We start from the raw sequence: 23,732 nt of genomic DNA on the forward strand, positions 1-23,732 counted from the left end.
TCCGTCCCGAGCCGGCCCGAACGGGACCTTGATGCTCAGTGGGAGGCGGTGGCCACGCCGAGGTGGGACAGGAACAGCCGCCGGTGGGCGAGGAACGCCGGATCGTTGCGGTCACGCGGATGGGGCAGGTCGATCGGCTGCTCGACCGCGAAGGAGCCGTGCCTCAGGACCACGACCCGGTCGGCCAGCCGTACGGCCTCGTCCACGTCGTGCGTGACGAGCACGACGGCGGGGCGGTGCCGCTCGCACAGCTCGGCGACCAGTTCCTGCATCTGCAGCCGGGTCAGCGCGTCGAGCGCGGCGAACGGCTCGTCGAGAAGCAGGAGCTCCGGGTCGCGGACGAGCGCCCTGGCCAGGGCGACCCGTTGCGCCTCCCCGCCGGAGAGCGTGGCGGGCCATGCGCCGCCGTGCCCCTCGAGGCCGACCTCGGCCAGCGCGGCGAGCCCCGCCTCCCGGGCCGACCGGGGCAGTCCGAGGATGACGTTGGCGAGCACCCTGCGAGCCTGGACCAGCCGCGGCTCCTGGTAGACGGTCGTACGGCGGCGCGGGGCGAGGACGGTCCCCCCGTCGGGGAGCTCCAGCCCCGCCAGGATCCGCAGCAACGTGGTCTTGCCGGTGCCGCTCGGCCCGAGCAGGACGAAGAACTCCCCGCGCCGGATCTCCAGGTCGATCCCGTCCAGGACGGTCTTGGACCCGAACGCCTTGCGCAGTCCCCTGATGCTGACGGCGGTGTCCGCCGAGGTGACGCTCATCGGGCCGCCACCTGTCCGCGCCACGGCATCGCGACCCGTTCGACGCCCCTGATGGCCAGGTCGATCAGCAGGCCGAGCACCGCGTAGATCACGATGCACAGGACCATGTAGTCGGTGCGGTAGTACTGCTGGGCGAGGGTGACGAGGTACCCGATCCCCTCGGTCGCGCCGATCTGCTCGGCCGCGATGAGGCCGGTGAGCGAGACCGACAGGCAGATGCGCAGCGCCATCAGGATGTTCGGCAGCGCGGTCGGGATGATCACCCCGAAGGCGAGCCTGGTGCCGGTGAGCCCGAACCCCCTGGCCGCCTCGACGATCTTCCGGTCCACGCCGCGGACGCCGAGGTAGGTGTAGGCGTACATCGGGCTGGCCGCGGCGACCGCGATCAGGACCACCTTGAACGTCTCCTCGACGCCGAACCAGGAGATGAACAGCGGGACCAGGGCCAGGAACGGCACGGCCCGCTTCATCTGCATGGTCGGGTCGACCAGCTCCTCCCCCAGGGCCGACAGCCCGGCGACCACGCCGAGCAGGAGGCCGAGGCCGCCGCCGACGAGGACGCCCAGCCCGGCCCGCTGGGCGGAGGCCAGAAGGTAGTCGCCGAGCTGCCCGGTGGCGACCAGCTCGCCCAGGGCCCCGACGACGGCCCCCGGCCCGGCGAGGATCTCCGAGGAGATCGCCCCGCTGGCCGTGCCGTACCACCAGGCGGCGAGCAGGAGCAGCGGGACCAGGACGCGGACGGCGGTCGAGGCGACGGGGCCGCGCCTGCGCCCGCCCAGGTAGCGGGGCGGTTCGAGGGCCGTGGCCCCCGCCCCGCCCCGGACCTCCCGCTCCGGGGCGTCCTCCTTCGCGAAACCCTGCGCGGAGTCGTTCGCGGAGTCGTTCGCGGAGTCATTCGCGGAGTCGTTCGCGAGATCCTTCGTGAGGCCCTTCGGAGGGCCCTTCACCGATGTCACCGATGCCTCCACAGGGTCTTTCACCGATGCGGGGACGCCAAGGGGGACCTTCTCGAGCGTCATGCGGCCGGTTTGAGGTCGAAGATCACGTCGTTCGGGTTCACCGCGGTGGGCAGCACGCCGTACTTCTGGAAGATCCCGGCCACGTCGGTCACGAACGCGCCGTCCGCGGCGGTGGCGAAGCGCGGGACCTTGGCGTACCTGGTCCTGGCGATCTCGTCGGTGAGGCGGGGGCCCGAGACGGCGGTCGGCCCCTGGTCGAGGAAGACGTTCTGGAACTTCTCGGGGTTCTTCTGTGCCTCGGCGGTGAGCTCCTGCAGGACCTTGAGGTAGACGCGGACCACCTCGGGGTGCTCGGTGAGCAGTTCGGTGCGGGCGGCCTGCATGTTCAGGTCCTGGTCCTTGAGGTCACGTCCGTGGACGACGACCCGCGCCCCCTTGGCCACCGCCTCGGGGTAGGCCCGCACGATCGCCCACCAGGCGTCGACCTTGCCGGTGGCGAAGGCGGAGGCGCCCTGGTCGGGGTTGAGGTAGACCCGCTTGACCTGGTCGGCCGGGATCCCGGCCTCCTGGAGGGCCAGCAGCAGGAGGTACTCCCCGCGCCCGCCCTTGTTGACCGCGACCTGCTTGCCGACCAGGTCCTTCACCGACGTGATCGGGCTGTCCGGCTTCACCACGAGACCGTCGGTCTGCGGGGCCGCCGGATCGGTCACCGGGTCGGTGAACGCGAAGATCTTGATGTCCTTGCCGCTGACGAGGTAGCCGAGGACCGGCGAGATCGCTCCCTCGAGGACGTTGATCGACCCGGACCTGACGGCGTCGACGGTGGCCGTGAAGGAGGCGTACGACCCGCCCCACTGCACGGTGGCTCCCACCTCGGCCAGCCGTTTCTCCAGGATCCCCTCCTTCTTCGCCACCGCGAGCGGCCCCGAGTTCCCCGGGTCCTTGATCTTGAGCACGGCTCCGCCGCCCTTGCCTCCGGCGGCGCCCGCCGCCGTCTTCGCGGTGTCGGCGCCTCCGCAGGCGGCGGTGAGAGCGGTGAGCGACAGTGCCGCGACTACGAGCGCGGCACGCGTCCGTCGGCGAGATGTCCACATGATGGCTGGCCCCTTTGGAGGATCGAGAGGTGAAGACACACGCACGCCCGACGTGTCGGGCGGTGTCGAGGGCGTGCGGAAACGGCGGCGCGCGAGACGGCGCCTACGGTCGACGGCGCGGGGAGCGCGGGGACGACGACACGGTGAAGGGAGACGGGAGCTCAACGTGGGAGACGGAGCACGCTCACGGACAGAGGCTGCTGTCCAGGCGCATGAGATCGACGACCCGCCGAAGGGTCAGGGGAACTTGCGGCACATTCCCTATATTTCAGGTAGGTTTAGTAACCGTCAAGCCCCATCCCACATCGTGGCATCCAAAACGCCGCCGCCCGCGTCCGACGTAGAAAAGACAGGCCCCCTCAGCTCCCAACAGGGTCGCCGGCCCGCCGATCCTCGCGGGCCTTGACCACATCATGGGAAGGCAGGCGAAGCCCTACGGGACGGTGACCACGACCTTGCCGCGGAGATGACCGGCCTCGCTGAGGCGGTGGGCGTCGGCGGTCCGCTCCAGCGGGAAGGCCCGCTCGATCGGCACGCGGAGCGCGCCGCGCTCCATCAGGGGCAGGATCTCGGCGAAGACCTCGGACAGGGTCGCCCCGCCGCCGGCCGAACCGGTCGAGAACCGCACGCCGTACTCGGCGGCGCGCCTGTCGGCGATGGTGACCACCCTCTCGGGGGCGCCCGCAAGCTCGACGGAGACCGCGAGCACGTCGCGGCCCGAGGCGTCCAGCACCGCGTCGACGCCGCCGGGGGCGACGGCGCGGACCCGCCCGGCCAGGCCGTCGCCGTAGACGACCGGCAGGACGCCCAGACCGCGCAGGAACTCGTGGTGCACGGCGCTGGCGGTGCCGACCACCTCGACGCCCCTGGCACGGGCGAGCTGCGCGGCGACCAGTCCGACGCCGCCGGCGACCGCGTGGACCAGCAGCGTCTGGCCGGACCTCACCTTGAGCTGCCCCAGGGCGCGGTGGGCCGTCTCGGCCGCGACCGGCAGTGCGGCGGCCTCCTCGAACGACAGCCAGTCAGGCTTGGCCAGCAGATCCTCGGCGGCGGCCAGCGCGTGCGTGGCCGCGCCGCCGGAGGGGACCCTGCCGAAGACGGCCTGCCCCGCACTCCATCCGTCGACGCCGGGCCCGACCGCGTCGACGGTCCCCGCGACCTCGACGCCGGTGCCCGAGGGCTCGGCTGGGGCGCTGTCGTGGGCCCTGTCGTGGGCCCTGTCGTGGGCCCTGTCGTGGGCCCTGTCGTGGGCGCTGTCCTGGGCCATGAGCCCGCGCCGGATCTTCCAGTCGACGCCGTTGACCCCGGCGGCCCTGACCGCGATCCGCACCTGCCCCGGTCCCGGCTCGGGAAGGGGAACCTCGTCGAGGGTGAGCACCTCGGGCCCGCCGTAACGGGCGTAACGAATGGCCCTGGACACAGTCGCCTTCCCTTCGAATATGCGCCGGACACGTGTGGGACGAGAGGTTCAGACCAGCAGCAGGGTCTTGCCGACGACGTCGCGGGACTCGATCGCGGCGTGCGCCTCCGCCGCCCGTTCCAGCGGGAAGGTCTGCCCGATGACCGGTCTGATCCGGCCCGCGACCGCCTCCGCCAGCGCCCGCTCGGTCAGCCGCCTGGCCTCCTCAGGGAGGAACTGCACCTGTTCGATCCCGCGGACGCCGACCCCGCGCCCCTGGGGCTCTCGCGGGTCGATCTCGGTGAAGGTGCCGCTGGGCACTCCGTAGGCGAAGAACCTGCCGCCGCGCGCCGTGATCTCGAACGAGGTCCGGCCGATCCGTCCGCCGACGCCGTCGAAGACCACGTCCGCTCCCCTCTCGTCCCCCGCCTCCGTCTCCACGCCTCCTCGGAGCCCCCCGCCGGCCTCCGCGCCCGCCTCCGCGCCTCCCCTCAGCCCTCCGCCCGCCCCCGCTCCGCCGCCGACCGCCTCGCGCACCCGTTCGGCCCAGTCCGGCCGTGAGTAGTCGACCACGACGTCCGCGCCCAGCTCACGGGCCAGATCCAGCTTGCGCGCGCCCCTGGCCGCCGCGACGACCCTGGCGCCCGCCGCGTGGGCCAGCTGTACCAGCAGGCCGCCGAGACCCCCGGCCGCCGCGGTGACCAGCACCCGCTCCCCCGGCTTGATCTCAGCCGCCTCGACCAGGCTCAGCGCGGCGGGACCGATCTGGAGAAGCGCGACCGCCTCCCCCAGGGGCAGCCCGTCCGGCACCGGGACCAGACCGTCCACCGATGCCACGGCCCGCTCCGCGTACCCGCCTCCGCCGGTCATGGCGACGACGTCCCGGCCGGTCCAGCCGGGGTCCACGCCCTCCCCGACCGAGATCACCCTCCCGCCGACCCCGCCTCCCGGCACGTATGGCGGGCTCACGTCGAAGTACTCCGCGCCCCAGCCGCCGCGGAGCTGCGTCTCCAGGAACAGGACGTCCGCGACGGCGACGCCGATCACGACCTGCCCGGGTCCCGCGACCGGTTCGGGCGCCTGCCCCGCCACCAGCACCTCGGGGCCCCCGAACCTCGTCACCCGAACGACTCGCATCCCGATCACTCCTCTTCGACCGCCTCGCACACAGCCTCCAACCTCAAGTTAAATTGAGGTCAATGGGAAGTGATCGGCCTCACAGCCGACATCGTGAGCCACGAGCCGTGACAGGGGCGCGACCGGCGACGGCGGGCGACGCGCAGGCCGCGTACCGGACAGGACTCATCCCACGATCAGCCCCGCGAACATCGTTTTGACCGTAGAGTTCCCGCAGGCGCGGCGTCCTTCGTGAGCCGCGACCGCTTCGGGCGGGTTCGCCCCTGACGAACATCCACTTTGAGCAACCACAAGCGTCTCCTCCCGGCACCGGGCGGAAACAGGAGGATCGTGATCGTGCGCCTTTCCGACGACGATCTGTCGAAGTACCGCGGCCGCGTGAGGGGGTGCCTGCTGGGCGGTGGGCTCGGCGACGCGCTGGGCGCACCCGTCGAGTTCGAGTCGATCCAGCGGATCCGCAGCCAGTACGGCTCCGCGGGCGTGACCGGCCTCGTCCCCGACTGGCGCGGCACGGTCGGCCTGATCACCGACGACACGCAGATGACGCTGTTCACCGTGGAGGGGCTGATCCGCGCGAACACTGCGGCCGGCCCTGATCGACAGCACGACGCCGGGGAGCCGTTCCCGGGAGCCGCGGCGCGAGGACCGGCCCGGGCCGAGGAGCGCGGCGCCGTACGGCACGCCTATCTGCGCTGGCTGGACACCCAGCAGCACGCCTCCCCGCCTCCCCCCGACGACGCGGTCCGCACCGGCCGGCTCCGCGAGCAGGGATGGCTCTACTCCCGGCGGGCCCCGGGCAACGCCTGCCTGTCGGGGCTGCGCCACGAACAGGCCGCCGCGGCGCCGTTCGGCAAGCCCGGACCGATCAACTCCGACTCGAAGGGCTGCGGCACGGTCATGCGCTCGGCCCCCTTCGGGTTCCACGCGCCCGACGCCCGGCACGCCTTCGACCTGGCGGCCGAGTGCGCGCAGATCACCCACGGCCATCCCACCGGCTACCTCGCCGCGGGCGCCTTCGCCGCCCTCGTCCACTTCGTGATGGAGGGACAGGAGCTGACGCGGGCCGTACGGGAGACCATGGACCTGCTGGCGACCTACCCCGCCCACGAGGAGACCACCGAGGCCCTGCGCGCCGCCGTCTCCCTCGCCGCGCAGGGTGACCCGACCCCGGAGAAGGTCGAGTCACTCGGCGGGGCGTGGATCGCCGAGGAGGCCCTCGCCATCTCGGTCTACTGCGCGCTGGCGCACCCCGGGCCCGGCGACCTGCGGCAGGCGCTGCTGCTCGCGGTCAACCACTCCGGCGACAGCGACTCCACCGGCGCCGTCTGCGGCAACCTCCTGGGCGCCCTCCACGGCGAGGCCGCCCTTCCCGCCGCCTGGCTCAGCCACCTCGAGGGCCGCGAGACCATCGTCGAGCTCGCCGACGACTTCGCGGCCCAGGCCGCCGAGGGCCACGAGGTCACCGACGCCTGGCTGGAGAAGTATCCCCGGCTGCCGGAGAGCGCGTCCGCCGTCCAGGAGCCGCTCCGCACGCAGATCGGCGGTTCGCCCCTCGGCTGAACGTCGCCCGCCCGGACGGCACGATCACTGTGGCTCTGCGAAGAGAATTCATGGACAGGGACGAATTGGACCTGCTGTCGGCGCAGCTTGTCGAAGGAGGCGCCGAAGAGAGAGGGGTGGCCGACGTGATCGCCACCCTCAAGGAGTCCGGCTGCTCGATCGTGGAGTCCCTGTACATGATCTCCAAAGTGTTCTCCCTGTCACTGGCGGACGCCAAGGCGGCGGTGATGACCGGCCCGTCCTGGTCGAAGGAGAGCGAGGATCACGAGGAATTCCATGAAAAGCTGATCGAGGGGTTCGAGCGTGAGGGGTAGGTCGCGTCCGCCGACCCCGCACGCGTGAAGTCACAGCGGGAGAAGCTGACCGGTCCCGGCCGAGCGGCCGCCGTCAGCGATCCCGTCCCCTCTCCTTCACCCTTTGACAGATACGCCTTATGCCGAAATGATCACGCCTTCCGGCGGCGTGAATCGGTCCAACCGGATCGCCGGACAGCGCCCAGCAGCACCGAGGAGGGACGTCGAGTGTCCGTGACGGACCAGGAGCTTGTCACCGAGCTTCGCGAGCTGGCCGACCATCCTCATCTGACGGCTCGCCAGGACCAGTTACGCGACCTCGCGGACGCGATCACCGACCCCGACAAGGCCGGACGCTGGTGTGAGATCGACCTGTTCGACGCCTTCTCCCCCGACGACACCATCCTCGTGGACGGCGAACCCGCCAAACTCTCCTCCCAGAACCCGTCCTCCCAGAAGAAGCCGAGACGACGTCGCAGGCTCGGCGCCGCCGTCGGCCCCGCCCTCGTCTTCGTGCCGATCTTCATCACCTGGCTCGGGCTGATGATGGCCACGGGCGCCTACGGCGACGTCCTCGACGCCGACGGGCTGGACGCCGCCCGGCGGCCCTTCCTCGAGATGTGGCAGCGGGGCTTCGACGGCAGGCTGCCCGACTTCTTCAAGTTCGACAACATCGCGCTCTGCACCCTCGCGGCGATCTTCTGTCTCATCTTCTGGACCGTGTTCGAGAACGTCACGAAGAACGGCAGGGAGGAGGCCGCCGAGCGGGACCTGGCGGCCCTCCGCGTACGCCTTCGCGGCGCGCTGACCCAGGCGAGCCTCGTCCTCGGCGGAGTCAGGCTCTCCTCCCCCGCCCGGTTCGGAACCGAGCTCAGCAAGACGGCCGCCGACATCGGCTCCGTCGGCGCGATGGCGCGCAAGGTGCACACCGAGCTCGTCGAGGCGCTCACCCTGACCCTCGACGCCACCAGGAAGACCACCGACGCGCTGACCACGAGCGCGATCGACGTGCGGGACGGCGTCGAACTCCTCGGCAAACAGCTGGCGACCATCAACAGCACCTGCGACGACCTGACCGGCGTGGTGGCGCGGGCCTCAGCCATGATCGACAACGCGGGGTCCAGGACGGGCCAGGCCGTGACCAAGGCCGGCAACCAGCTGTCGACGACCATCTCGCAGACCACCCTCGACATGCGGCGCGCGTTCAACGACGAGCTCGTGCGGTCCGTGCGGTCGGTCCAGGGCACCGTCTCGGGGCTGGACACCCGGATCGACAAGCTGGTCGACGCGACGATGAGCATCGGTTACGCGGTCGACCGCGCGGCCGTCTCGATCGACGCCGTCGGCTCGACGACGGAGAAGGCCGTCGACCTCCTCGGCGAACGGGTCACCGACACCCTCGTCGGCGCGGCCGAGGACTTCCGCAGGACGTTCGGGAACACCAGCGGGGAGATCAGGGAGGCCCTCGGAGACTGGTCGGCCACCGCCGGAGCCCACGCCTCCCGCATCGAGCGCGCCTCCGACGCCTCGGGCAGGACGATCACCCTTCTGGAGCAGACGCGGGACACCCTCGACCGGCTTCCCAGCACGCTCGGCGGCGTCCTGGCCGAACTGCCGACGAGGGGAGGGGGCCTCGCGGACGGCGAGGTCACCGACCTGAAGCAGGCGATCGTCAGGCTCCAGCTCGCGGTCGACCGCGCGGCGAGCACCTTCGAGGCCTCCCCGCGCGACACCGCCCAGCCCGGCCAGTCCGGTCTCGCTCAGCCCGGCCCCGGTCACTCCGGTCACTCCGGTCAGGAGGACGGTCACGGCAACGGCCAGGCCGCCCGCCAGAGGACCTCCCGGTGAGCGCCCGCAGAAGGACCTCCACCTCGTCCCTGCTGGCCGGCTGGCTCTTCGCCGACCTGCTGCTCGGAGTAACGATCATCATGCTGGGGGCGCAGGGGCCCTCCCCCTCCCCCGCCCAGTCTCCGGCGGCCGTCGCCCAGGACCTGCCGGACACCGCCCAGGTCCTCCCCGAGGCCGTACGGCTCCTGCCGGACGCCACCGGGTCCCCCGCCGAGGAGGATCCCGCGTCCGCCCAGCCGAGCCCCTCGGATTCCTCCAGTCCTTCGGCAGGCGCCTCCACCGCCTCGGCGAACGCCTCGCCGAGCCCCGCACCGGCCCCCTCGCCCGCGACGGACACCTCGGCGGACCCCACGCCGTCCCCTTCGACGGATCCCTCGACGGACCCCTCGTCAGACCCCTCGTCGGACACCGCGCCGAGCCCCCGGCCGACCCCGTCCCCCTGTGTCAGCCGCCTCGGAGCGGTCCAGGCGAAGCCGATCACGATCTCGTTCCGGCTCACTCCCGGGGCCGGTGACGGCCCGCTGGCCTCGCAGGTCAGGCAGGAGCTGCTCAAGCACAGGGAACACCTGGCGGGAAAGCACGCGGGCATGGTCCTGACCTTCGGCGCGGACGGCGGCGCGGGAGAGGGCGTCCGCCTGGCGACCCGCGTCAACACGGCCATCCGCGAGGCGTACCCGCGCATCTTCGGAGCCGCCGTGACCCGCAACTTCCACGACCTCTCCGCCCCGCCCGGGTCGATCTCCATGGAGATCTACCTCATCACCTACAGCTGCTCCCCGGCGTCCGAAAAGCCCGGCTCCTAGTACTTTCACCGGGGCTGTGGTGGCTCCCGAGCACCGGCACTGCGAGTGTCGGCACGGGTGTGTCCAGCGCCTTCGGACGGCGCGTCCCGCTGAGCGTTCCCGGTCACGGCACCGGCTACGGCGAGGCTCCGCGGGACGGCCCCGGCCAGGGCGGCGGCAGTTCGGCGCGCACCGGAGACGGGGCGACCCCGCCGACGCCGGAGGCGGGCGACCGCCGGGCGAAACAGGAAAATTCCTCCGCCTCGGCTGTCGATTTGCCGATGATCAAGTCGACGTATGTATGCGGGGCCGAACGTGCCCTGATGACACCGCCGCCGCAGGACATAGGAGACCCTTCCATGGTTGACGAGAGCAACACGGTGACCGAACGGAGCGCCGCGCCGATCGCGCAGCTGCGTGCCACGGTCAGCGGCCGGGTCCTCGTGCCCGGCGACGCCGGTTACGACGAGGCCCGCACCGTGTATCCCGGCGGGATGGACCAGCGTCCGGCCGTCATCGTGCAGCCCGCCGACGCGGCCGACGTCACGCAGGTCGTCTCGGTGGCCCGCGAGAGCGGGGTGCCGTTCGCGGTCAAGAGCGGCGGCCACAGCGTCTTCTCCCTCTGTGACGACGGCATCGTGCTCGACCTGTCCTCGCTGCGCGACCTGCGGGTCGACCCTGAGACGCGCACCGTCTGGGCCCAGCCGGGCGTGACCACCAGGGACTTCAGCCTCGCCGCGGCCGAGCACGGCCTCGCCATCGGCTTCGGGGACGTCGGCAGCGTGGGCCTCGGCGGCATCACCGTCGGCGGCGGCGTCGGCTACCTGTCGCGCAAGTACGGCCTGACGATCGACGACCTGCTGGCGGCCGAGGTCGTCACCGCCGACGGGGAGGTGCGCCTGGTCGACGCCGAGCACGAGCCCGACCTGTTCTGGGCGATCCGCGGCGGCGGCGGCAACTTCGGCGTGGTGACCCGGATGCGGTTCCGGCTGCACGAGCTCGGCACGATCCTCGGCGGCATGCTGATGCTTCCCGCGACGGCCGAGGTCATCGACGGCTTCGTCAAGGAGGCGCAGCGGGCTCCCGAGGAGTTGTCCAGCATCGTCAACATCATGACGGCGCCGCCGATGCCGTTCGTGCCCGAGGAACTGCACGGCAAGCCGGCCGTCCTGGCGATGCTGGTCTACGCCGGCGAGGTCGAGGCCGGCGAGCGCGCCGTCGCGCCCTTCCGGGCCCTGGCCACGCCGATCGTCGACTTCGTCGGGCCGATGACGTACCCGGAGGTGTATCCGCCCGACGAGGAGGGCTACCACCCGGTCGCCGCGTCGCGCAACCTGTTCGCCGACGACATCGACCTCGACGACGCCGCGCTGATCGTGGAGCGGATCACGACGTCGAAGGCCAGCATGGCGGCGGTGCAGGTGCGCGTCCTCGGCGGGGCCCTGGCCCGGGTACCTCAGGACGCCACCGCGTTCGCCCACCGCGACCGCGCCATAATGCTCAACGTCGCCGCCGTGTACGAGAACCCCGACGAGGCCGAGGAGCACACCCGCTGGGTCGAGGAGGTGACGGCGGCGCTGCAGAAGGGCGTTCCCGGCGCGTACGTCAACTTCCTCGAGGACGACAGCGAGGCCCGGATCCAGGAGGCGTACCCGGAGCCGACCTGGACGAGGCTGCGCGCCGTCAAGCGCGTCTACGACCCGGCCAACCTGTTCCGGCTGAACAGCAACATCCCGCCCGCCGACGACTGAGCGCACGGCCTCGCCCGTCGCCCTGGAGCATGACACCCGACCGGTTCCCCACCGGTCAGGCGCGACCGCCCGGCCCGCAGCCGGGCGGTCGCCCTGACGGCTACGGTCTGGCCGGCTCGCGGTGGACGACGACGCCGTCCCCGCGTCCCGGGTACGCCATGATCAGCAACCGCTGCCCGCTGCGCTTCTCGCCCTTCCAGCTGAGCCAGCCATGGTGGACGCGGATCCGGTAGTGGCCCTTGCCGCGGAAGGCGAGGTTGGGGAACTCGTATACGCCCATCATCTCGCGGAGCGAGGCCTCGCCGTCCGGACTGAGGTAACCGACCTCGACGACGTGGCTCCACCCCCTGGTCTCCACGGGCGGGCGGCGCGTGTACGTCTCGATGGCGGTACAGGTCGCGATGTCGGAGGCGACGAGAACCATCAGGTGGCCGGGGAGCGCGGCGACCAGCCGGTTCTTCTGCGCGAGGCCGAGCAGGCCGTCCTCGTGGGGATCACCGGGAGCGCCCTCCTCGGACGCCTCCAGGACCCCGTAGTCCGGTCCCAGGCTCTCCGAGCGCCTGAACACCGACACCGGTTCGACGAGCGGGCGATGCCACGGCGTCTCGTCGCACTTGCGCCGCTCCTGCGCGCCCCACTCCTGGATCTCCCGCTCCTCCTCGTCGAGCTCCGCCTTGACGACCGCGGCCGCTCGCGGGCAGATCTCGGCGATGGCGTAGGCCAGCTCACGCACGTCGACACCGCCGGCCGCGCGGACGCGGGCGATCTCCCGTGGATCGTCGCGGGTGTAGACACCGCACAGCCCGCGTCCGTACGCCACCAGCGCCAGGTCGGGGGTGTCCTGGGCGAACGGCGGCGTGTCGGAGGTCCGCACCTTGCACACGAAGGCCCGTTCGCCGGTCGCCGGCAGCGGCTCGAAGGGGCGCTCGTCCCAGGGCTCCGGCGGCACGCAGTCCCTCTGCGAGGTGACCGGCCCGCGCGCGTGGTCGGCCACGGGGACGAGGCAGAGTGCCGCGACCGACGCGACGCCCGCCACCGCCACCCGGTACGGCGAGCGCCTGGCCGGGCTCGCGCCGTACAGGAACACCAGAAGGAGGGCGGACCCGACGAAGGCGGCGCTGTGCCACAGCGGCGAGACGCCGAGGAAGATCTCGCTCCCGCCGCTCCCCCGGCTGAACATCCAGCCGGGACGGATCCGCGGGCCCTCGTACACGAACTCCGCGCTGCCGTCCGACAAGGCGGAGGCCTGGCCGGTGACGGCGGTGACGACCCCGACCAGGGCGGCGAGGGCCAGGGTGAACACGGTCGCCCGCACGAGGCGCCGCGTCCTCCGTCGCACCGCGACCAGGACCAGGACGCCGAGGCCGCCGACCCCGACGAGGACGTCGAAGCTCCACCAGAGCGCCTGCACGCCCATGCTCGGGGAGTTCGCCCGGAAGAAGGAGTCGACCGCTCCCCTCGGCCCGATCCAGAGCGGCAGGCCGTGCGCGAGGTTGACGGCCGCGGGAAGCAGGGGCAGCACGACGGCGGCGGCCCGCAGTGACCGCCGTCCGGCCGGGATCCTGGGCGGGAGCGGCCTTTCCGCGGGCGGGACGGCCTTCGCGCGCGGATCCGCGAGATCGTGGGCGGACCGGGCCAGCCACACCGACACGAGGACGTCGAACGCGTTGCCGACGCCGACGATCACCATGAAACGGAAGGCGCTGGTGGAGAAGGCGTCGAACACCACCGGTATGACGAGGAACGAGACCGTCGTGGAGGCGGCCCCCGACCACACGGTGGTCCTTCCCCAGCGGCCGTCCCCGGCCTGGGCCACCAGGGTGAGCACCATCCAGAGCAGCCAGGGCAGTCTCCCCATCCAGGCCAGCGAGAAGACCACTTCGAGCGGTTCGAGGCCGAGCCCGCCGAACACCTCCGCGCCGATCGTGGACACCGCGTCGAGCACTCCGGCCACGAGCGCGACGAGCCGCAGCGCGCGGGGAGCGCCGACCAGCACCAGGTGGAACAGCACGACGAGGGCGAGTTGCCCGGCCTTGTGGACGGCGTCCACCCACCAGGGCGACGGGAGCGGCAACAGGAAGACCAGGGAGTAGAGCAGGTTGCCGTACAGCACCGCCCGCAACCACCGAACCCGCCTTCCCCTCCCCTTTTCCTCCGCCGGAGCCCGATCCTGACCGGCTCCCCGCTCCATCGCCCGCCCGCGGAGGATCTGCCACAGAGCCCAGCCCTGTCCTCCTCCGAGCAGGAGAAGTGTCAGCGCGTACCACCGCACGACCGAGTCCGACCCCGACGCGTCCCAGCGGACCGCGAGCCATCCGAGGAGCCTGACGTCGCCGCCCACCAGCGCGACGGCCCCCGCCCCGACGACCGCGAGCACATAGCCACCCGCGACGAACGCAGCGAAACGGCCGAAACGATAACGGCGCACACGCACTTCCCAGAGACGGATCAGACGAACGAAGCGCCCAACCCTAGCGACTCCCCCACCCGAAGTCGATCAACGATCCGCCGCGTACCGGAGGCGATGTCCCACGCGGAGCGGGCGGGTCGCCGACCGGCGACGGGCCTGCACCCGTCCCGCCGAATCAGATCGGGGCGGGCAGGTCGCCGACCGGCGACAGGCCTTCACCCGTCCCACCGCGTCGAATCGGAGGGAGCGGCTCGCCGACCGGCCTTCACACGACCCGCTGAATCGCCGCGACGAGTCGTTCGCTGCTGTCGAGGGCGGCCCGCAACCCCTGCGCGGGCGGCGAGCCCGCACGCTGGTGGAGGACGACACCCAGGACCAGCCGACGCCCGCTGCGCGCCGCCCACATCAGGTTTCCTCCGGCGGCGGTGCTGGAGCCGGTCTTGAGTCCGATCACACCGGACGTGCCGAGCAGCGTGTTGGTGTTGAGGATCTTTCCCACGATGCCGGGAACGGTGGTCTCCCGGGTGGCGACGATGGCGCGCAGCACCGCGTTCCCCATGGCCGCGCGGGCCAGTTTGAGCTGGTCCACCGCGGTGCTCCGGGTGGTGTCCTCGTAGCCGCTGGCACCGGTGTAGACGGTGTCGGTCATGCCCAGCTCGGCGGCGGCCCGGTTCATCTTCCCGACGAAGGCCTTCTGGCTGCCCGCGTCCCAGCGGGCCAGCAGGCGGGCGATGTTGTTGCCCGAGGGGATCAGCATGAGCTGCAGCAGCTGCCGCTGGGTGTAGGACCGGCCCTGGATGACGTAGACGGTCGACTCGTCGTGGGAGGAGCTTTCCTGTTCGGCCAGGGTGTCGATCGTGATGAGCGGGCCGTTCTGCCCCGTCCTGAGCGGATGCTCCTTGAGGATGACGTAGGCGGTCATCACCTTGGTGAGGCTCGCGATCGGCACCGGCGTCTGGGCGCCCCTGACGCCGAGGAGGCCGCGCCCCTCGACCTCGACGGCCGCCTGGCCTTCCCGCGGCCAGGGGAGGGCTTCGTCGGCCGCCGCGGGGACGGCTCCCCTCTGGCCGGTCAGGATCAGGCCCAGCAGGGCGACGCCGGCGGTCAGGGCGGCGAGGTAAGGAAGGGCTCTCATGAGAGCCACCTTGGGCGGCTCAGGTGTCAACCTTGCAGAAGCGGTGTATTGGCGGCCGCTTGACCGTGTATCAATCACGTATCCCCAGGTGGATCGTGGCAGCGGGCGTCACCGCCAGGCGCGTTGCCGAGTTCCGGTCACGAGCCGGTCGCGTGCGCCCGCTCCCGAGCGGTCGCCGGTTCCCGACCCGGCTCCCGTAAGGCGGGCGCGTTCCTCAGCGGAGCGCGTCGACGGGTTCCATCCGGGCGGCGCGGAGCGCCGGGTAGAGGCCGGCCAGCAGCCCGACCAGGGCTCCCGCGGCAGGGGCGGCGAGGGCCAGCCGTACGTCGAGGACGGGGGTCCACTGCTTGGCCGCCGAGACGGCGACGACGGCCACCATGCCGAGGCTGGCGCCGATCACACCGCCTGTCAGCCCGGTCAGCGTGGACTCCAGGAGGAACTGCGCGGCGATGTGGCGGCGGGCGGCGCCGAGAGAACGGCGCAGGCCGATCTCGGCGACGCGCTCCATGACCGTCACCAGGGTGACGTTGGCGATGCCGACGGCGCCGACGACGAGCGAGACCAGGCCCAGGATCAGGAACAACCCGTTGACGTCGTCCTGCACCCCGTCACGCGCCCTGGTCGGGCTGGGTGGGGAGATCACCTGCAGCATGCCCTCGTTGCCCGGGCTGAGCGCGGTCGCCGCCTGCCCGGCGATCAGGTCGACGGCGCCGAGGCTGGTGTTGATCAGCACTCTGGTCACGTCCCGCAGGCCGTAGCGCCTGCCGATCGTCGGCGGCAGCATCACCGCGCCGCCGAAGCCCTTCTCCCGGCGGAACGCGCCGAGAATGCCGATGACGGTGTAGGCGCGGCCCTCGATGAAGACCGCCGGTGCCCGGTCCACCCGGGTGATGCCGAGCATCGCGGCCGCCTGCTCGCCCAGCACGACGACCTGGTCCGCGCGTTTCAGGTGCCCGGCGTCGAAGTACCGCCCCTGGAGCATCCGGCCCTTGACCGCCGCGGGGAGGCCGGGCGTGCTGGCGATCACCGTCAGGGTCTGGGCTCCCGCCCTGGCGGGATCGACGAGCTTGTTGGACCGCACGCTCAGGTTGGCGCTCTCCCTGGCCTCCGACACGGCCGCCGCCGACTCCACCCCGCGCAACCTGGTCACCTGGTCGACGGCGTCCCAGCCGACCAGGGGGCTGCCCTCGTTCTCCTGCACCTCGACGGTCACCGACGTGGCGGTGAGCTCGTCGAAGCGGCCGACGATCTGGTTGCCCGCCGTGGCGGCGACGCCGAGGGTGATGACGAGCGTGGTGATGCCGAGCACGGTGCCGAGGGTGGTGAGCGCCGTACGGACCGGGCGAGCCAGCATGCCCGCCATGGCCTCGGTCCACAGGTCACGGATCTTCACTGAGCACCCCGTCGGTGATCCTGACCCGGCGCCCCGCCCGGTCGCTGACCTCGTTCTCGTGCGTGATGACCACGATCGTCATCCCCTGGTCGCGCAGGTCGTCGAACAGGTCGAGGACGGCGTCGGTGTTGTGGCTGTCCAGGTTGCCCGTGGGTTCGTCGCACAGCAGCAGGGAGGGCCCGCCCATCAGCGCCCTGGCGATGGCCGCGCGCTGGCGCTCGCCTCCGGAGAGACGATCGGGCAGGAAGTCCACCCGGTGGGACAGGCTCACCCGCTCCAGCGCCCGCAGCGCCCTGGCCCTGCGGGTCCTCCTGTCGTGCTTGCCGTACACCTCGGCGAGCATGACGTTCTCCACCACGCTGCGGTGGGCGAGCAGGTGGAAGGACTGGAACACGAAACCGATGCGGCTGCCGCGCATCCTGGTCCTGGCGCCGTCGCCCATCGTGATCGTCTCGACGCCGTCGAGCCGGTAGCTGCCCGAGGTGGGCCGGTCCAGCAGGCCGAGGACGTTGAGCAGGGTCGACTTGCCCGCCCCCGAGGGGCCGACGATAGCCACATAGTCGGATTTATCCACTGTGAGGGATATCTCTGACAGTGCGCGCACCGGAGGCTCGGTGGGGAACTCCTTCGACAGCGACTCCAGCGCGATGACGGGCTCAGGCATTGCCGGTCACCACCCTGTCCCCCTCCTTGAGGTCACCGGAGACCTGGACGCTGCCGTCGGCGGTGAGGCCGGTGCGCACCTCGACCTCCCTGGTCCTGTCCGTGGAGACCTCCACCTGCACGCGCGGCCTGCCGTCCGCCGCGGTGATCACCGCGGCGACCGGGACGACCAGGACCTCCTCGTCGGTCGAGCCCACCGTCACCCGCGCCGTGACCGTGGCCCCCGACAACCCCTTGAGCCCCTTCATCGAGACCGGGGTGATCAGCACCGACTCGGAGCTGATCGCCCCGTTCTTGGCCCCGCCTCCCAACGCGGTGAGGGTCGCGGAGATGGTCTCGCCGGACTCGGTCTCGATGACCGCCGCCATTCCTCGCTTCAGCAGCTTGGCCTCGGCCGCGTCGACCGACCCTGAGAGCACGAACGTCGAGCTCGTCACCGTGGCGACCGCCTTGTCCACCACCTCGCCCGCCTTGACCCCCGCCTTGCGCAGGCGGGCCGGCAGCCTGGGCAGGAAGACCACCTCGCCGGGCGGGACCGTGGTGCCGAAGGTGCGGGAGTACTCCGCCAGGAGGGTCCTGGCCGCGGCCAGGTCCCTCCTGGCGTTGGCCACCCTGAGCTTGACCGGCGAGAGCTGTCTGGCCTGCCGCAGCGCCTGCTCCGCCACGGTCACCGCCTCCCGCGCGTCACGTACGGCCTTGCGCAGTTCGGTCAGCCGCTTTCCGCGCGCCCGCCCCGCCTCCTCCCGAGCGCGGTCCATCGCCCTGCGGGCCGAGTCCAGCTCCGCGCGGGCGTTGACCACCCGTAGCTCCAGCAGCTCGGTGTCGACCGTCGGCTGCGGCTCCGGCTCGGGCTCGGGCTGTGGCGGTGGCTGCGGTTCCGACGTCGCGCTCGGCGTGGGCGTCGGCTTGGGCGTCGGCTTCGGCGAGTTCCGCGCCCGCCGCGCTTCGGCGAGCGCCTGCTCGGCCTCCAGCAGCTTCTCCTCGGCCGCGCGCACGGCCGCCTCCGCGGCCTCCAGCCTGGCCTCGTCCTCGAGCGTGCCCTCCTGCGACTCGGCCGCCCTCAGCTCGCGCTCCGCCACCTTGAGATCCTGTTCGGCGTTGCGCAGCTTGAGCCTGAGCGGCAGCACGTCACGGCCCTGGTCGAGGGCCTTCTGCTCGGTGAGCAGTGTCTCCTGGGCGGTCTGCACGGCTCTGCGCAGGCTGTCGAGCTCCTGCCTGGCCGTCAGCGCGGGCTGCTGGGCCTCGTAGCCGTGCTTGGCGTAGAACGCGGTCACCGCGGCGATGGTCGCCCGGTCGAACACGCCGGTCCGCGACACGCGCAGCGCCTTCTGCAGCTGCTTCACATCCTCCCCCTTGGCTCCGGGGCTGAGCGTCCTGTGCATCGGCACCCTGCCGGTGAAGGTGAAGACCGGCCGCCCGTTGACCTCCATGAGCACGCCGCCCTCCGTGACCCTGCCGGGCCGGGGCGCGCGCGTCGCCCGCTGGGCGCCGTCGTCGCCGCCGACCACCCCGGCCAGCGTGATCGGCAGCGGCGAGCCGTACTCCAGCGTGCCCGAGACCACCACGGTGCTGACCAGCTTGCGCCGCTCCACCGGAGCGGTCACCAGCGAGGGTTCGGGCGGTCTGCGCAGGGCGGCCTCGTCCGCGGGGGACCGCAGCCGGCCGCCCACCCCCCAGCCCACGCCCGCGACGACCAGCGCACCCGCCACCACCACGAGCAGCGGCTTCCTGCGAGGCGATCTCATCACTGCGGCAGGAAGCCGAATCTCGCCGCGGCGTCCGCGCGGAGCCGCGCCTGCATGGGGCTGAAGACCGCGTAGAAGTCCTTGCCGCACTCAAGGTCGTCGAGCGCGGCCTTGATCTCCCTGGTGAGGTACGGCCTGGCCTCCTCGGGGGACAGCTTCCCCTTGAACCCCTCCAGCTGCGTGACCCAGCGTTGCGGGCCGTGGGCGGCCAGGTCGAGCGGCCTGGTGGAGGCCACCCTCTCGCCCTTGGACGACAGGCAGTCCGCGAAGGCCCCCGACAGCCTCACGAGCTCGGCGTCGCCGTTGAGTTCCTTGTCGACCGCCTCGATGGCGTCGGCCGTCAGGTTGGAGAAGTCCCTGATGCTCTTGATCTCCAGGCCGAACACCTGCTTGACCGCCGAGACGTAGCAGGTCGTGACGCTCTGGTCGTACACCTTCTTCTGCGCGCTCGGCAGAGCCTGCGCGATGGCCTCGTTGGGGTCCTTGTCGGCGTTCTTGTCGGCGTTCTCCGGTGTCGGATAGACGACGGAGGCGAAGACGCCGAAGCCGTACTTGGCGCGCGTCTCCTTCATCGCCGCGTAGTCGCCGCTGTTGAGACGCCTCTCAAGCTCGGACTCCTTGGGCTGGCGCACGTAGGCGACGTAGGAGAAACCCTTCTGCTTCATGCAGGTGGCGATGAGGGTCTCCCGCGCCCTGCGCTTGTCGGCCGCCGGGGACGCGGCCTGACCGGGCGTCGCGGCGTCCCCGGCCTGCCCGGACGTCGAGGCGCCCTCGGCGCATCCGGTCAGCAGGACCAGGCCGAGCAGAGCGCAGACGATCAATCGGTTCGACATGGCGATCACTCTTGGAGGCCCGCGTATCCACGCCGTGTGCTCCCCGTATCCACACCGGCTCAACCGCGTATCCGTTGCGTATCGGGACCGCCGGGACAGGTCTGCGCATCGGGGGGTGACGGTGCCCGCCGTCACCCATAATGGAACGATCCACATCGACGTCGTCGACGCCGGACCGGCCGACCACCGGTCCCGTCCCGCGCGGAGGTGGACGCCGGCGGCGGGGGCGGACGCGGCCTGCGACCGGTCCACGGATCGCCTCGGCCTGGGGCCGGCAGGAGATCCCCGCGGGCCGGATGGTCCGGTTCCGACTGGCGGGAGACTGAAACAATGATCAAGTGGGACTGCCCACCTCGCTGCCTGAGCACCCACGCCGCCCCCGCGCGGTCCCACTGCGAGACATTGACGTGGACCGCTCCACCCGAGCGGGCACAGGCCCGGGTCATCCGGTGGACGTGCGACTGCGAGACGGTCTTCTTCGAGCTGTGCCAGGCGGACGGCCTGCGCTTCATCCGCCGGACGAAACGGACGGGAAGAAAGCTCCTGGTCGAGGAGAGCGACCACTGGCCGCCCGGCGAGGCCGACGCCATGTGGACCGCCCTGCTGTTCGGCCTGGTGCGCTAGCCGGAGTCACCCTGTCGTCAGCGCTCTCGGTGCCGGTGTTCGCTTCGTCCTGTCTCCCTTTTGGATTTCTCGCGCCACGGGTCGGAGAACGTCGGCCATAGGCGGCATCGCCTCAGGGGCGATGCCGCGATGGGAAAGGAGGGGAATGAGAGCGCCGTAACCGCCGTCCGGAAGAACGGCGCACCCCCGCCCACTCGTCACACTCTCCCCGGGCACGAGGCATGGCAGAGGGCGTGCCCTGCCCCGTACGGCGAGCGCACGGGCCAGGGCGACCTGTGACCGACGTTCACTACCCGTTCCAGAGCACCCCGCGGCGGTGGTGGAACGGATGAATGACGAAGTCGTCCGTCTCCTCCGCGGCATCGGCGGTGGCGGCGTCAGCCTGCCGTCGGATCTCCAGCGCCCTTTCCCGCAGCCGCCGACGTTCACGACGCTCGTAGAAGTTGGCGTCCTCGGCCACGGCCCCGCCACGGCCGTACGCCCCCAGATAGGTGAAGAACTCGACGCGGAACCGGCTCCTCTTCGGAATGGGACGCCGCCCCGCGGCTTCGGCCGCTCTGAGCTCGGACGCGGAGTAACGGAGATCGGTGATCGTGACGGTCCTCCAGGGATCGGATATGCGGCGACCCGGGCGACGGGTGTCGGGCAGTCGCGAGGATCGGATGTGGTGTGCGGTGCGGGACATGGCGACCTCCAGCAACCGCCAAGGCTCTCTCGGCGGCGCTAGGTGAAGCCGCTCACCGACACCCCTGATCGCATGGTCATGATCGTAACCTGGTCCGCCACGGCACTCCACGGAGACGAACGGCTTCAGGCCAGGCGAGAACTCCGGCGTCCCGCGACGGGCCGGATCTCATACGAAAGGTCATGAAGCCGTCACCGTGTGAGATGTGACATCGTGGATGCACACCTCGTGAACCGTACGCACCATCTTCACCACGGGGACGCCGACGCGAAGAGGAGAGACCATGTCGAACCCGCCGCTTCCGGAGGAAGCAGTCGCCATGCTGAAGAAGCCGAATCCCGCTGTCATCGCGACGCTTCAACCCGACGGCCAGCCGGTGTCCACGGCCACCTGGTACCTGTGGGACGACGGCCGGATCCTGGTCAACATGGACGAGGGCCGCAAGCGGCTGAGCCACATCCGCAACGACCCCAGGGTCACCCTCACCGTGCTCGACGAGGACGGCTGGTACACCCACATCAGCGTCATCGGGCGTATCGTCGAAATCCGCGACGACGAGGACCTGACCGACATCGACAGGGTGTCCCAGCAGTACACCGGCGGGAAGTACCCCCGGCGGGACCGCAAGCGGGTCAGCGCCTGGATCGAGATCGACCGCTGGCACGGCTGGGGCGCGCTCAAGGACAACAAACAGGCCTGACAGCACGCCCGCCCGTCTCGGCTTCTCCCCTGGCTCATGCGTGATTCCTACGGAGTCAGGGCTGCGGGAGAGGTGGCGGAAACCGCCCCTCGGACGATCAGCGGCGTCGCAGTGACGGGTCGAGCAGCGCGGGCGGAGTGTCGTGCTTTTCGTGTGCGGCGAGGTCGGTGCCGGGAGCGACGATCGTGTCGATCGCGTCGAGCACGTCGGCGGAGAGCACCGTGTCCGCGGCGGCGAGTTGTGAGTGCAGGTGCTCCAGTGTGCGGGGGCCGATGATCGCGCTGGTCACGGCGGGGTGCGCGGTCACGAATCCGAGCGCGAGCTGGATCATGGTCAGGCCGGCCTCGTCCGCGACCTTGGCCAGCCGCTCGACCGCGTCGAGCCTGGCCCGGTTGGAGGGGATGGCGGTGTCGAAGCGTTGCGGCATGAACACTGAGCGGTTGGTGGTGATCTCCCGGCCTTCGCGGATCGCGCCCGACAGCCAGCCCGAGGCCAGCGGGCTCCAGACCAGCACACCGAGCCCGTACTGCTCGGTCACGGGCAGCACGTGGCCTTCGATTCCGCGCTGCAGGATCGAGTAGCTGGGCTGTTCGGTGACGTAACGGCTCAGGTGGTTGTCGCGGGCGGCCCACTGGGCCTGCACGATGCGGTAGGCCGGGAAGGTCGAGGAGCCGAAGTAACGGATCTTTCCCGCGCGCTGCAGGTCGGTCAGGGCCGACAGCGTCTCCTCGTCGCCGGTGTTCGGGTCCCACCGGTGGATCTGGTAGAGATCGACGTGGTCGACGCCGAGGCGACGCAGGCTGTTGTCCAACTCGGTGACCAGCCAGCGGCGCGAGCTGCCCTGATGGTTGCGCTCGTCGCCCATGGGCATGCCCGCCTTCGTGGCCAGCACGATGTCGTCACGGCGACCGGCGACGGCTTTGCCGACCATCTCCTCCGACTCGCCGCCGCTGTACATGTCGGCGGTGTCGATGACGTTGATCCCGCCCTCGAGAGCGGCGTCGACGACGGCGGTGACCTCGTCCTGGGTGGTGCGCCCGATCCTGCCGAAGTTCATCGCGCCGAGTGCGAGGGAGCTGACCCGCACACCGGTGCGGCCCAAGGTGCGGTACTGCATGACCGTGTCTCCTTTCGTTGGTGATCCATTGGGAGTGAAGCGTGGTGGAAGGGCGCGGCTTGGCCGTCGGCCCCCTGCTCTGACATCATGAACAAACGGAACGATGTCCCGTTTGACGATACGGAACGTTGTCCCGTTTAGCAAGCTCGACAACGGAGGAAGCGGCGCGATGAACGACGGCGACGAGGGCACAGGGCACACGGCCCGGTCCAAGCGGGCGGACGCCCGGCGCAACGAGAAGACCCTGCTCGACGCGGCTGCCGCGATCTTCGTCACGTCAGGCGTCGAAGCGCCGGTACGCGACATCGCGGCCAAGGCCGGCGTCGGAACGGCCACGATCTACCGCCACTTCCCGACGCGGGCGGACCTCATCATCGCCGTCTACCGGCACCAGGTCGAAGCCTGCGCCGAGGCCGGTCCGGCCCTGCTGGCGACCAGCGCGACTCCGCACGCCGCGCTGGGGCGATGGATCAACCTCTTCGTCGACTTCCTGGTCACCAAGCACGGGCTCGCCGCCGTGCTGCGGTCCGACGACGCCGGCTTCGACGCGCTGCACGCCTACTTCCTCGACCGCCTCGTGCCCGTGTGCGCCCAGTTGCTCGAAGCCGCAGCCCGTTCCGGCGAGATCCGCTCCGGCCTGGAGGCCTACGAGCTCATGCGCGGCGTCGGGAACCTCTGCATAGGCGCGGACAGAGATCCCCGCTACGACGCACGCCGGCTGGTCGAGCTCCTCATCGCAGGACTGCGCCGACCACACTGACGGTTCGTGCCGCCGGGGCGGCCCGGCGACTCCACGCCCCCGCAAGGCCTGGTCCGGCTCATCACCTGGAGTCACTTGGAGCCGTCGCCACA

At 71.2% G+C, this 23,732-nt stretch carries 21 protein-coding genes; 8 read left to right on the forward strand and 13 right to left on the reverse strand.

Going from position 1 to position 23,732, the window contains the following annotated elements; genetic code table 11:
* Positions 1–35: 35 nt before the first annotated feature.
* From PKF00_RS32465 to PKF00_RS32485, 5 genes are all read right to left on the reverse strand, one after another.
* Positions 36–752: an ABC transporter ATP-binding protein gene (locus PKF00_RS32465; protein ID WP_271221518.1), complete on the reverse strand. Its 717-nt coding sequence runs from the start codon at positions 750–752 to the stop codon at positions 36–38.
* Positions 749–1,708 (reverse strand): ABC transporter permease, encoded by a 960-nt coding sequence (locus tag PKF00_RS32470; protein WP_271221519.1) that lies wholly within the window; start codon positions 1,706–1,708, stop codon positions 749–751. Before PKF00_RS32470 ends, PKF00_RS32465 begins: the two co-directional genes overlap by 4 nt.
* Positions 1,709–1,767: 59 nt before the next feature.
* Entirely contained in the window at positions 1,768–2,805 is a 1,038-nt protein-coding gene (locus PKF00_RS32475) for an ABC transporter substrate-binding protein (protein ID WP_271221520.1), read from the reverse strand.
* Positions 2,806–3,238: 433 nt separating this feature from the next.
* A complete protein-coding gene (locus PKF00_RS32480) occupies positions 3,239–4,225 on the reverse strand; it encodes an NADP-dependent oxidoreductase (RefSeq protein ID WP_271221521.1) in 987 nt (328 codons plus the stop codon).
* Between the two features lie 48 nt (positions 4,226–4,273).
* Positions 4,274–5,341 (reverse strand): zinc-binding dehydrogenase, encoded by a 1,068-nt coding sequence (locus PKF00_RS32485; RefSeq protein WP_271221522.1) that lies wholly within the window; start codon positions 5,339–5,341, stop codon positions 4,274–4,276.
* 330 nt (positions 5,342–5,671) lie between these two features.
* On the opposite strand from PKF00_RS32485, the gene PKF00_RS32490 reads away from it, so the two are divergent.
* From PKF00_RS32490 to PKF00_RS32510, 5 genes are all read left to right on the forward strand, one after another.
* Complete coding sequence (locus PKF00_RS32490; RefSeq protein WP_271221523.1) at positions 5,672–6,901, forward strand: ADP-ribosylglycohydrolase family protein; 1,230 nt, start codon at positions 5,672–5,674, stop codon at positions 6,899–6,901.
* 50 nt (positions 6,902–6,951) lie between these two features.
* Positions 6,952–7,215, forward strand: coding sequence for a hypothetical protein (locus tag PKF00_RS32495; RefSeq protein WP_271221524.1), 264 nt, complete (start codon positions 6,952–6,954; stop codon positions 7,213–7,215).
* A gap of 207 nt (positions 7,216–7,422) precedes the next feature.
* Positions 7,423–9,042: a hypothetical protein gene (locus PKF00_RS32500; protein ID WP_271221525.1), complete on the forward strand. Its 1,620-nt coding sequence runs from the start codon at positions 7,423–7,425 to the stop codon at positions 9,040–9,042.
* Positions 9,039–9,845, forward strand: coding sequence for a hypothetical protein (locus PKF00_RS32505; RefSeq protein ID WP_271221526.1), 807 nt, complete (start codon positions 9,039–9,041; stop codon positions 9,843–9,845). The genes PKF00_RS32500 and PKF00_RS32505 overlap by 4 nt, the downstream gene beginning before the upstream one ends.
* 338 nt (positions 9,846–10,183) lie before the next feature.
* Positions 10,184–11,575: an FAD-binding oxidoreductase gene (locus tag PKF00_RS32510; protein WP_271221527.1), complete on the forward strand. Its 1,392-nt coding sequence runs from the start codon at positions 10,184–10,186 to the stop codon at positions 11,573–11,575.
* A 100-nt stretch (positions 11,576–11,675) separates the two neighbouring features.
* On the opposite strand, the gene PKF00_RS32515 is transcribed toward PKF00_RS32510, so the two are convergent.
* The 6 genes from PKF00_RS32515 to PKF00_RS32540 form a co-directional block, all read right to left on the reverse strand.
* Positions 11,676–14,003, reverse strand: coding sequence for a hypothetical protein (locus tag PKF00_RS32515; protein WP_271221528.1), 2,328 nt, complete (start codon positions 14,001–14,003; stop codon positions 11,676–11,678).
* Positions 14,004–14,250: 247 nt separating this feature from the next.
* A complete protein-coding gene (locus PKF00_RS32520; RefSeq protein ID WP_271221529.1) occupies positions 14,251–15,120 on the reverse strand; it encodes a D-alanyl-D-alanine carboxypeptidase family protein in 870 nt (289 codons plus the stop codon).
* Between the two features lie 214 nt (positions 15,121–15,334).
* Positions 15,335–16,513 carry an ABC transporter permease gene (locus PKF00_RS32525; protein ID WP_271221530.1) on the reverse strand — a complete coding sequence of 393 codons (1,179 nt, stop codon included), beginning with the start codon at positions 16,511–16,513 and terminating at the stop codon, positions 15,335–15,337.
* Positions 16,500–17,177: an ABC transporter ATP-binding protein gene (locus PKF00_RS32530; RefSeq protein WP_271221531.1), complete on the reverse strand. Its 678-nt coding sequence runs from the start codon at positions 17,175–17,177 to the stop codon at positions 16,500–16,502. Before PKF00_RS32530 ends, PKF00_RS32525 begins: the two co-directional genes overlap by 14 nt.
* The gene (locus tag PKF00_RS32535) at positions 17,170–18,921 is read right to left on the reverse strand and encodes a peptidoglycan-binding protein (protein ID WP_271221618.1); all 1,752 of its coding nucleotides are present in this window, start codon (positions 18,919–18,921) and stop codon (positions 17,170–17,172) included. Before PKF00_RS32535 ends, PKF00_RS32530 begins: the two co-directional genes overlap by 8 nt.
* Positions 18,921–19,754 (reverse strand): hypothetical protein, encoded by an 834-nt coding sequence (locus PKF00_RS32540; protein WP_271221532.1) that lies wholly within the window; start codon positions 19,752–19,754, stop codon positions 18,921–18,923. The genes PKF00_RS32535 and PKF00_RS32540 overlap by 1 nt, the downstream gene beginning before the upstream one ends.
* A gap of 330 nt (positions 19,755–20,084) precedes the next feature.
* Between PKF00_RS32540 and PKF00_RS32545 the strand changes: the two genes are divergently transcribed.
* Entirely contained in the window at positions 20,085–20,378 is a 294-nt protein-coding gene (locus PKF00_RS32545) for a hypothetical protein (protein ID WP_271221533.1), read from the forward strand.
* A gap of 289 nt (positions 20,379–20,667) precedes the next feature.
* On the opposite strand, the gene PKF00_RS32550 is transcribed toward PKF00_RS32545, so the two are convergent.
* Positions 20,668–21,063 carry a hypothetical protein gene (locus tag PKF00_RS32550; RefSeq protein WP_271221534.1) on the reverse strand — a complete coding sequence of 132 codons (396 nt, stop codon included), beginning with the start codon at positions 21,061–21,063 and terminating at the stop codon, positions 20,668–20,670.
* 283 nt (positions 21,064–21,346) lie between these two features.
* Between PKF00_RS32550 and PKF00_RS32555 the strand changes: the two genes are divergently transcribed.
* A complete protein-coding gene (locus tag PKF00_RS32555; protein WP_271221535.1) occupies positions 21,347–21,763 on the forward strand; it encodes a PPOX class F420-dependent oxidoreductase in 417 nt (138 codons plus the stop codon).
* 97 nt (positions 21,764–21,860) lie between these two features.
* Here PKF00_RS32555 and PKF00_RS32560 read toward each other — a convergent pair whose 3' ends face one another.
* The gene (locus PKF00_RS32560; protein WP_271221536.1) at positions 21,861–22,880 is read right to left on the reverse strand and encodes an aldo/keto reductase; all 1,020 of its coding nucleotides are present in this window, start codon (positions 22,878–22,880) and stop codon (positions 21,861–21,863) included.
* Between the two features lie 169 nt (positions 22,881–23,049).
* Between PKF00_RS32560 and PKF00_RS32565 the strand changes: the two genes are divergently transcribed.
* Positions 23,050–23,640 carry a TetR/AcrR family transcriptional regulator gene (locus PKF00_RS32565; RefSeq protein WP_271221537.1) on the forward strand — a complete coding sequence of 197 codons (591 nt, stop codon included), beginning with the start codon at positions 23,050–23,052 and terminating at the stop codon, positions 23,638–23,640.
* Positions 23,641–23,732: the final 92 nt, after the last annotated feature.

Origin of the sequence: Streptosporangium carneum, from assembly GCF_027922005.1 — a bacterium.
GTDB classification, from domain to species: Bacteria; Actinomycetota; Actinomycetes; order Streptosporangiales; family Streptosporangiaceae; genus Streptosporangium; species Streptosporangium carneum.

Coding starts and splice junctions, on each gene's coding strand:
- PKF00_RS32465 (WP_271221518.1), bottom strand. CDS start 752: ATGAGCGTCACCTCGGCGGACACCGCCGTCAGCATCAGGGGACTGCGC.
- PKF00_RS32475 (WP_271221520.1), bottom strand. CDS start 2,805: ATGTGGACATCTCGCCGACGGACGCGTGCCGCGCTCGTAGTCGCGGCA.
- PKF00_RS32485 (WP_271221522.1), bottom strand. CDS start 5,341: ATGCGAGTCGTTCGGGTGACGAGGTTCGGGGGCCCCGAGGTGCTGGTG.
- PKF00_RS32495 (WP_271221524.1), top strand. CDS start 6,952: ATGGACAGGGACGAATTGGACCTGCTGTCGGCGCAGCTTGTCGAAGGA.
- PKF00_RS32510 (WP_271221527.1), top strand. CDS start 10,184: ATGGTTGACGAGAGCAACACGGTGACCGAACGGAGCGCCGCGCCGATC.
- PKF00_RS32520 (WP_271221529.1), bottom strand. CDS start 15,120: ATGAGAGCCCTTCCTTACCTCGCCGCCCTGACCGCCGGCGTCGCCCTG.
- PKF00_RS32530 (WP_271221531.1), bottom strand. CDS start 17,177: ATGCCTGAGCCCGTCATCGCGCTGGAGTCGCTGTCGAAGGAGTTCCCC.
- PKF00_RS32535 (WP_271221618.1), bottom strand. CDS start 18,921: ATGAGATCGCCTCGCAGGAAGCCGCTGCTCGTGGTGGTGGCGGGTGCG.
- PKF00_RS32540 (WP_271221532.1), bottom strand. CDS start 19,754: ATGTCGAACCGATTGATCGTCTGCGCTCTGCTCGGCCTGGTCCTGCTG.
- PKF00_RS32545 (WP_271221533.1), top strand. CDS start 20,085: ATGATCAAGTGGGACTGCCCACCTCGCTGCCTGAGCACCCACGCCGCC.
- PKF00_RS32550 (WP_271221534.1), bottom strand. CDS start 21,063: ATGTCCCGCACCGCACACCACATCCGATCCTCGCGACTGCCCGACACC.
- PKF00_RS32555 (WP_271221535.1), top strand. CDS start 21,347: ATGTCGAACCCGCCGCTTCCGGAGGAAGCAGTCGCCATGCTGAAGAAG.
- PKF00_RS32560 (WP_271221536.1), bottom strand. CDS start 22,880: ATGCAGTACCGCACCTTGGGCCGCACCGGTGTGCGGGTCAGCTCCCTC.
- PKF00_RS32565 (WP_271221537.1), top strand. CDS start 23,050: ATGAACGACGGCGACGAGGGCACAGGGCACACGGCCCGGTCCAAGCGG.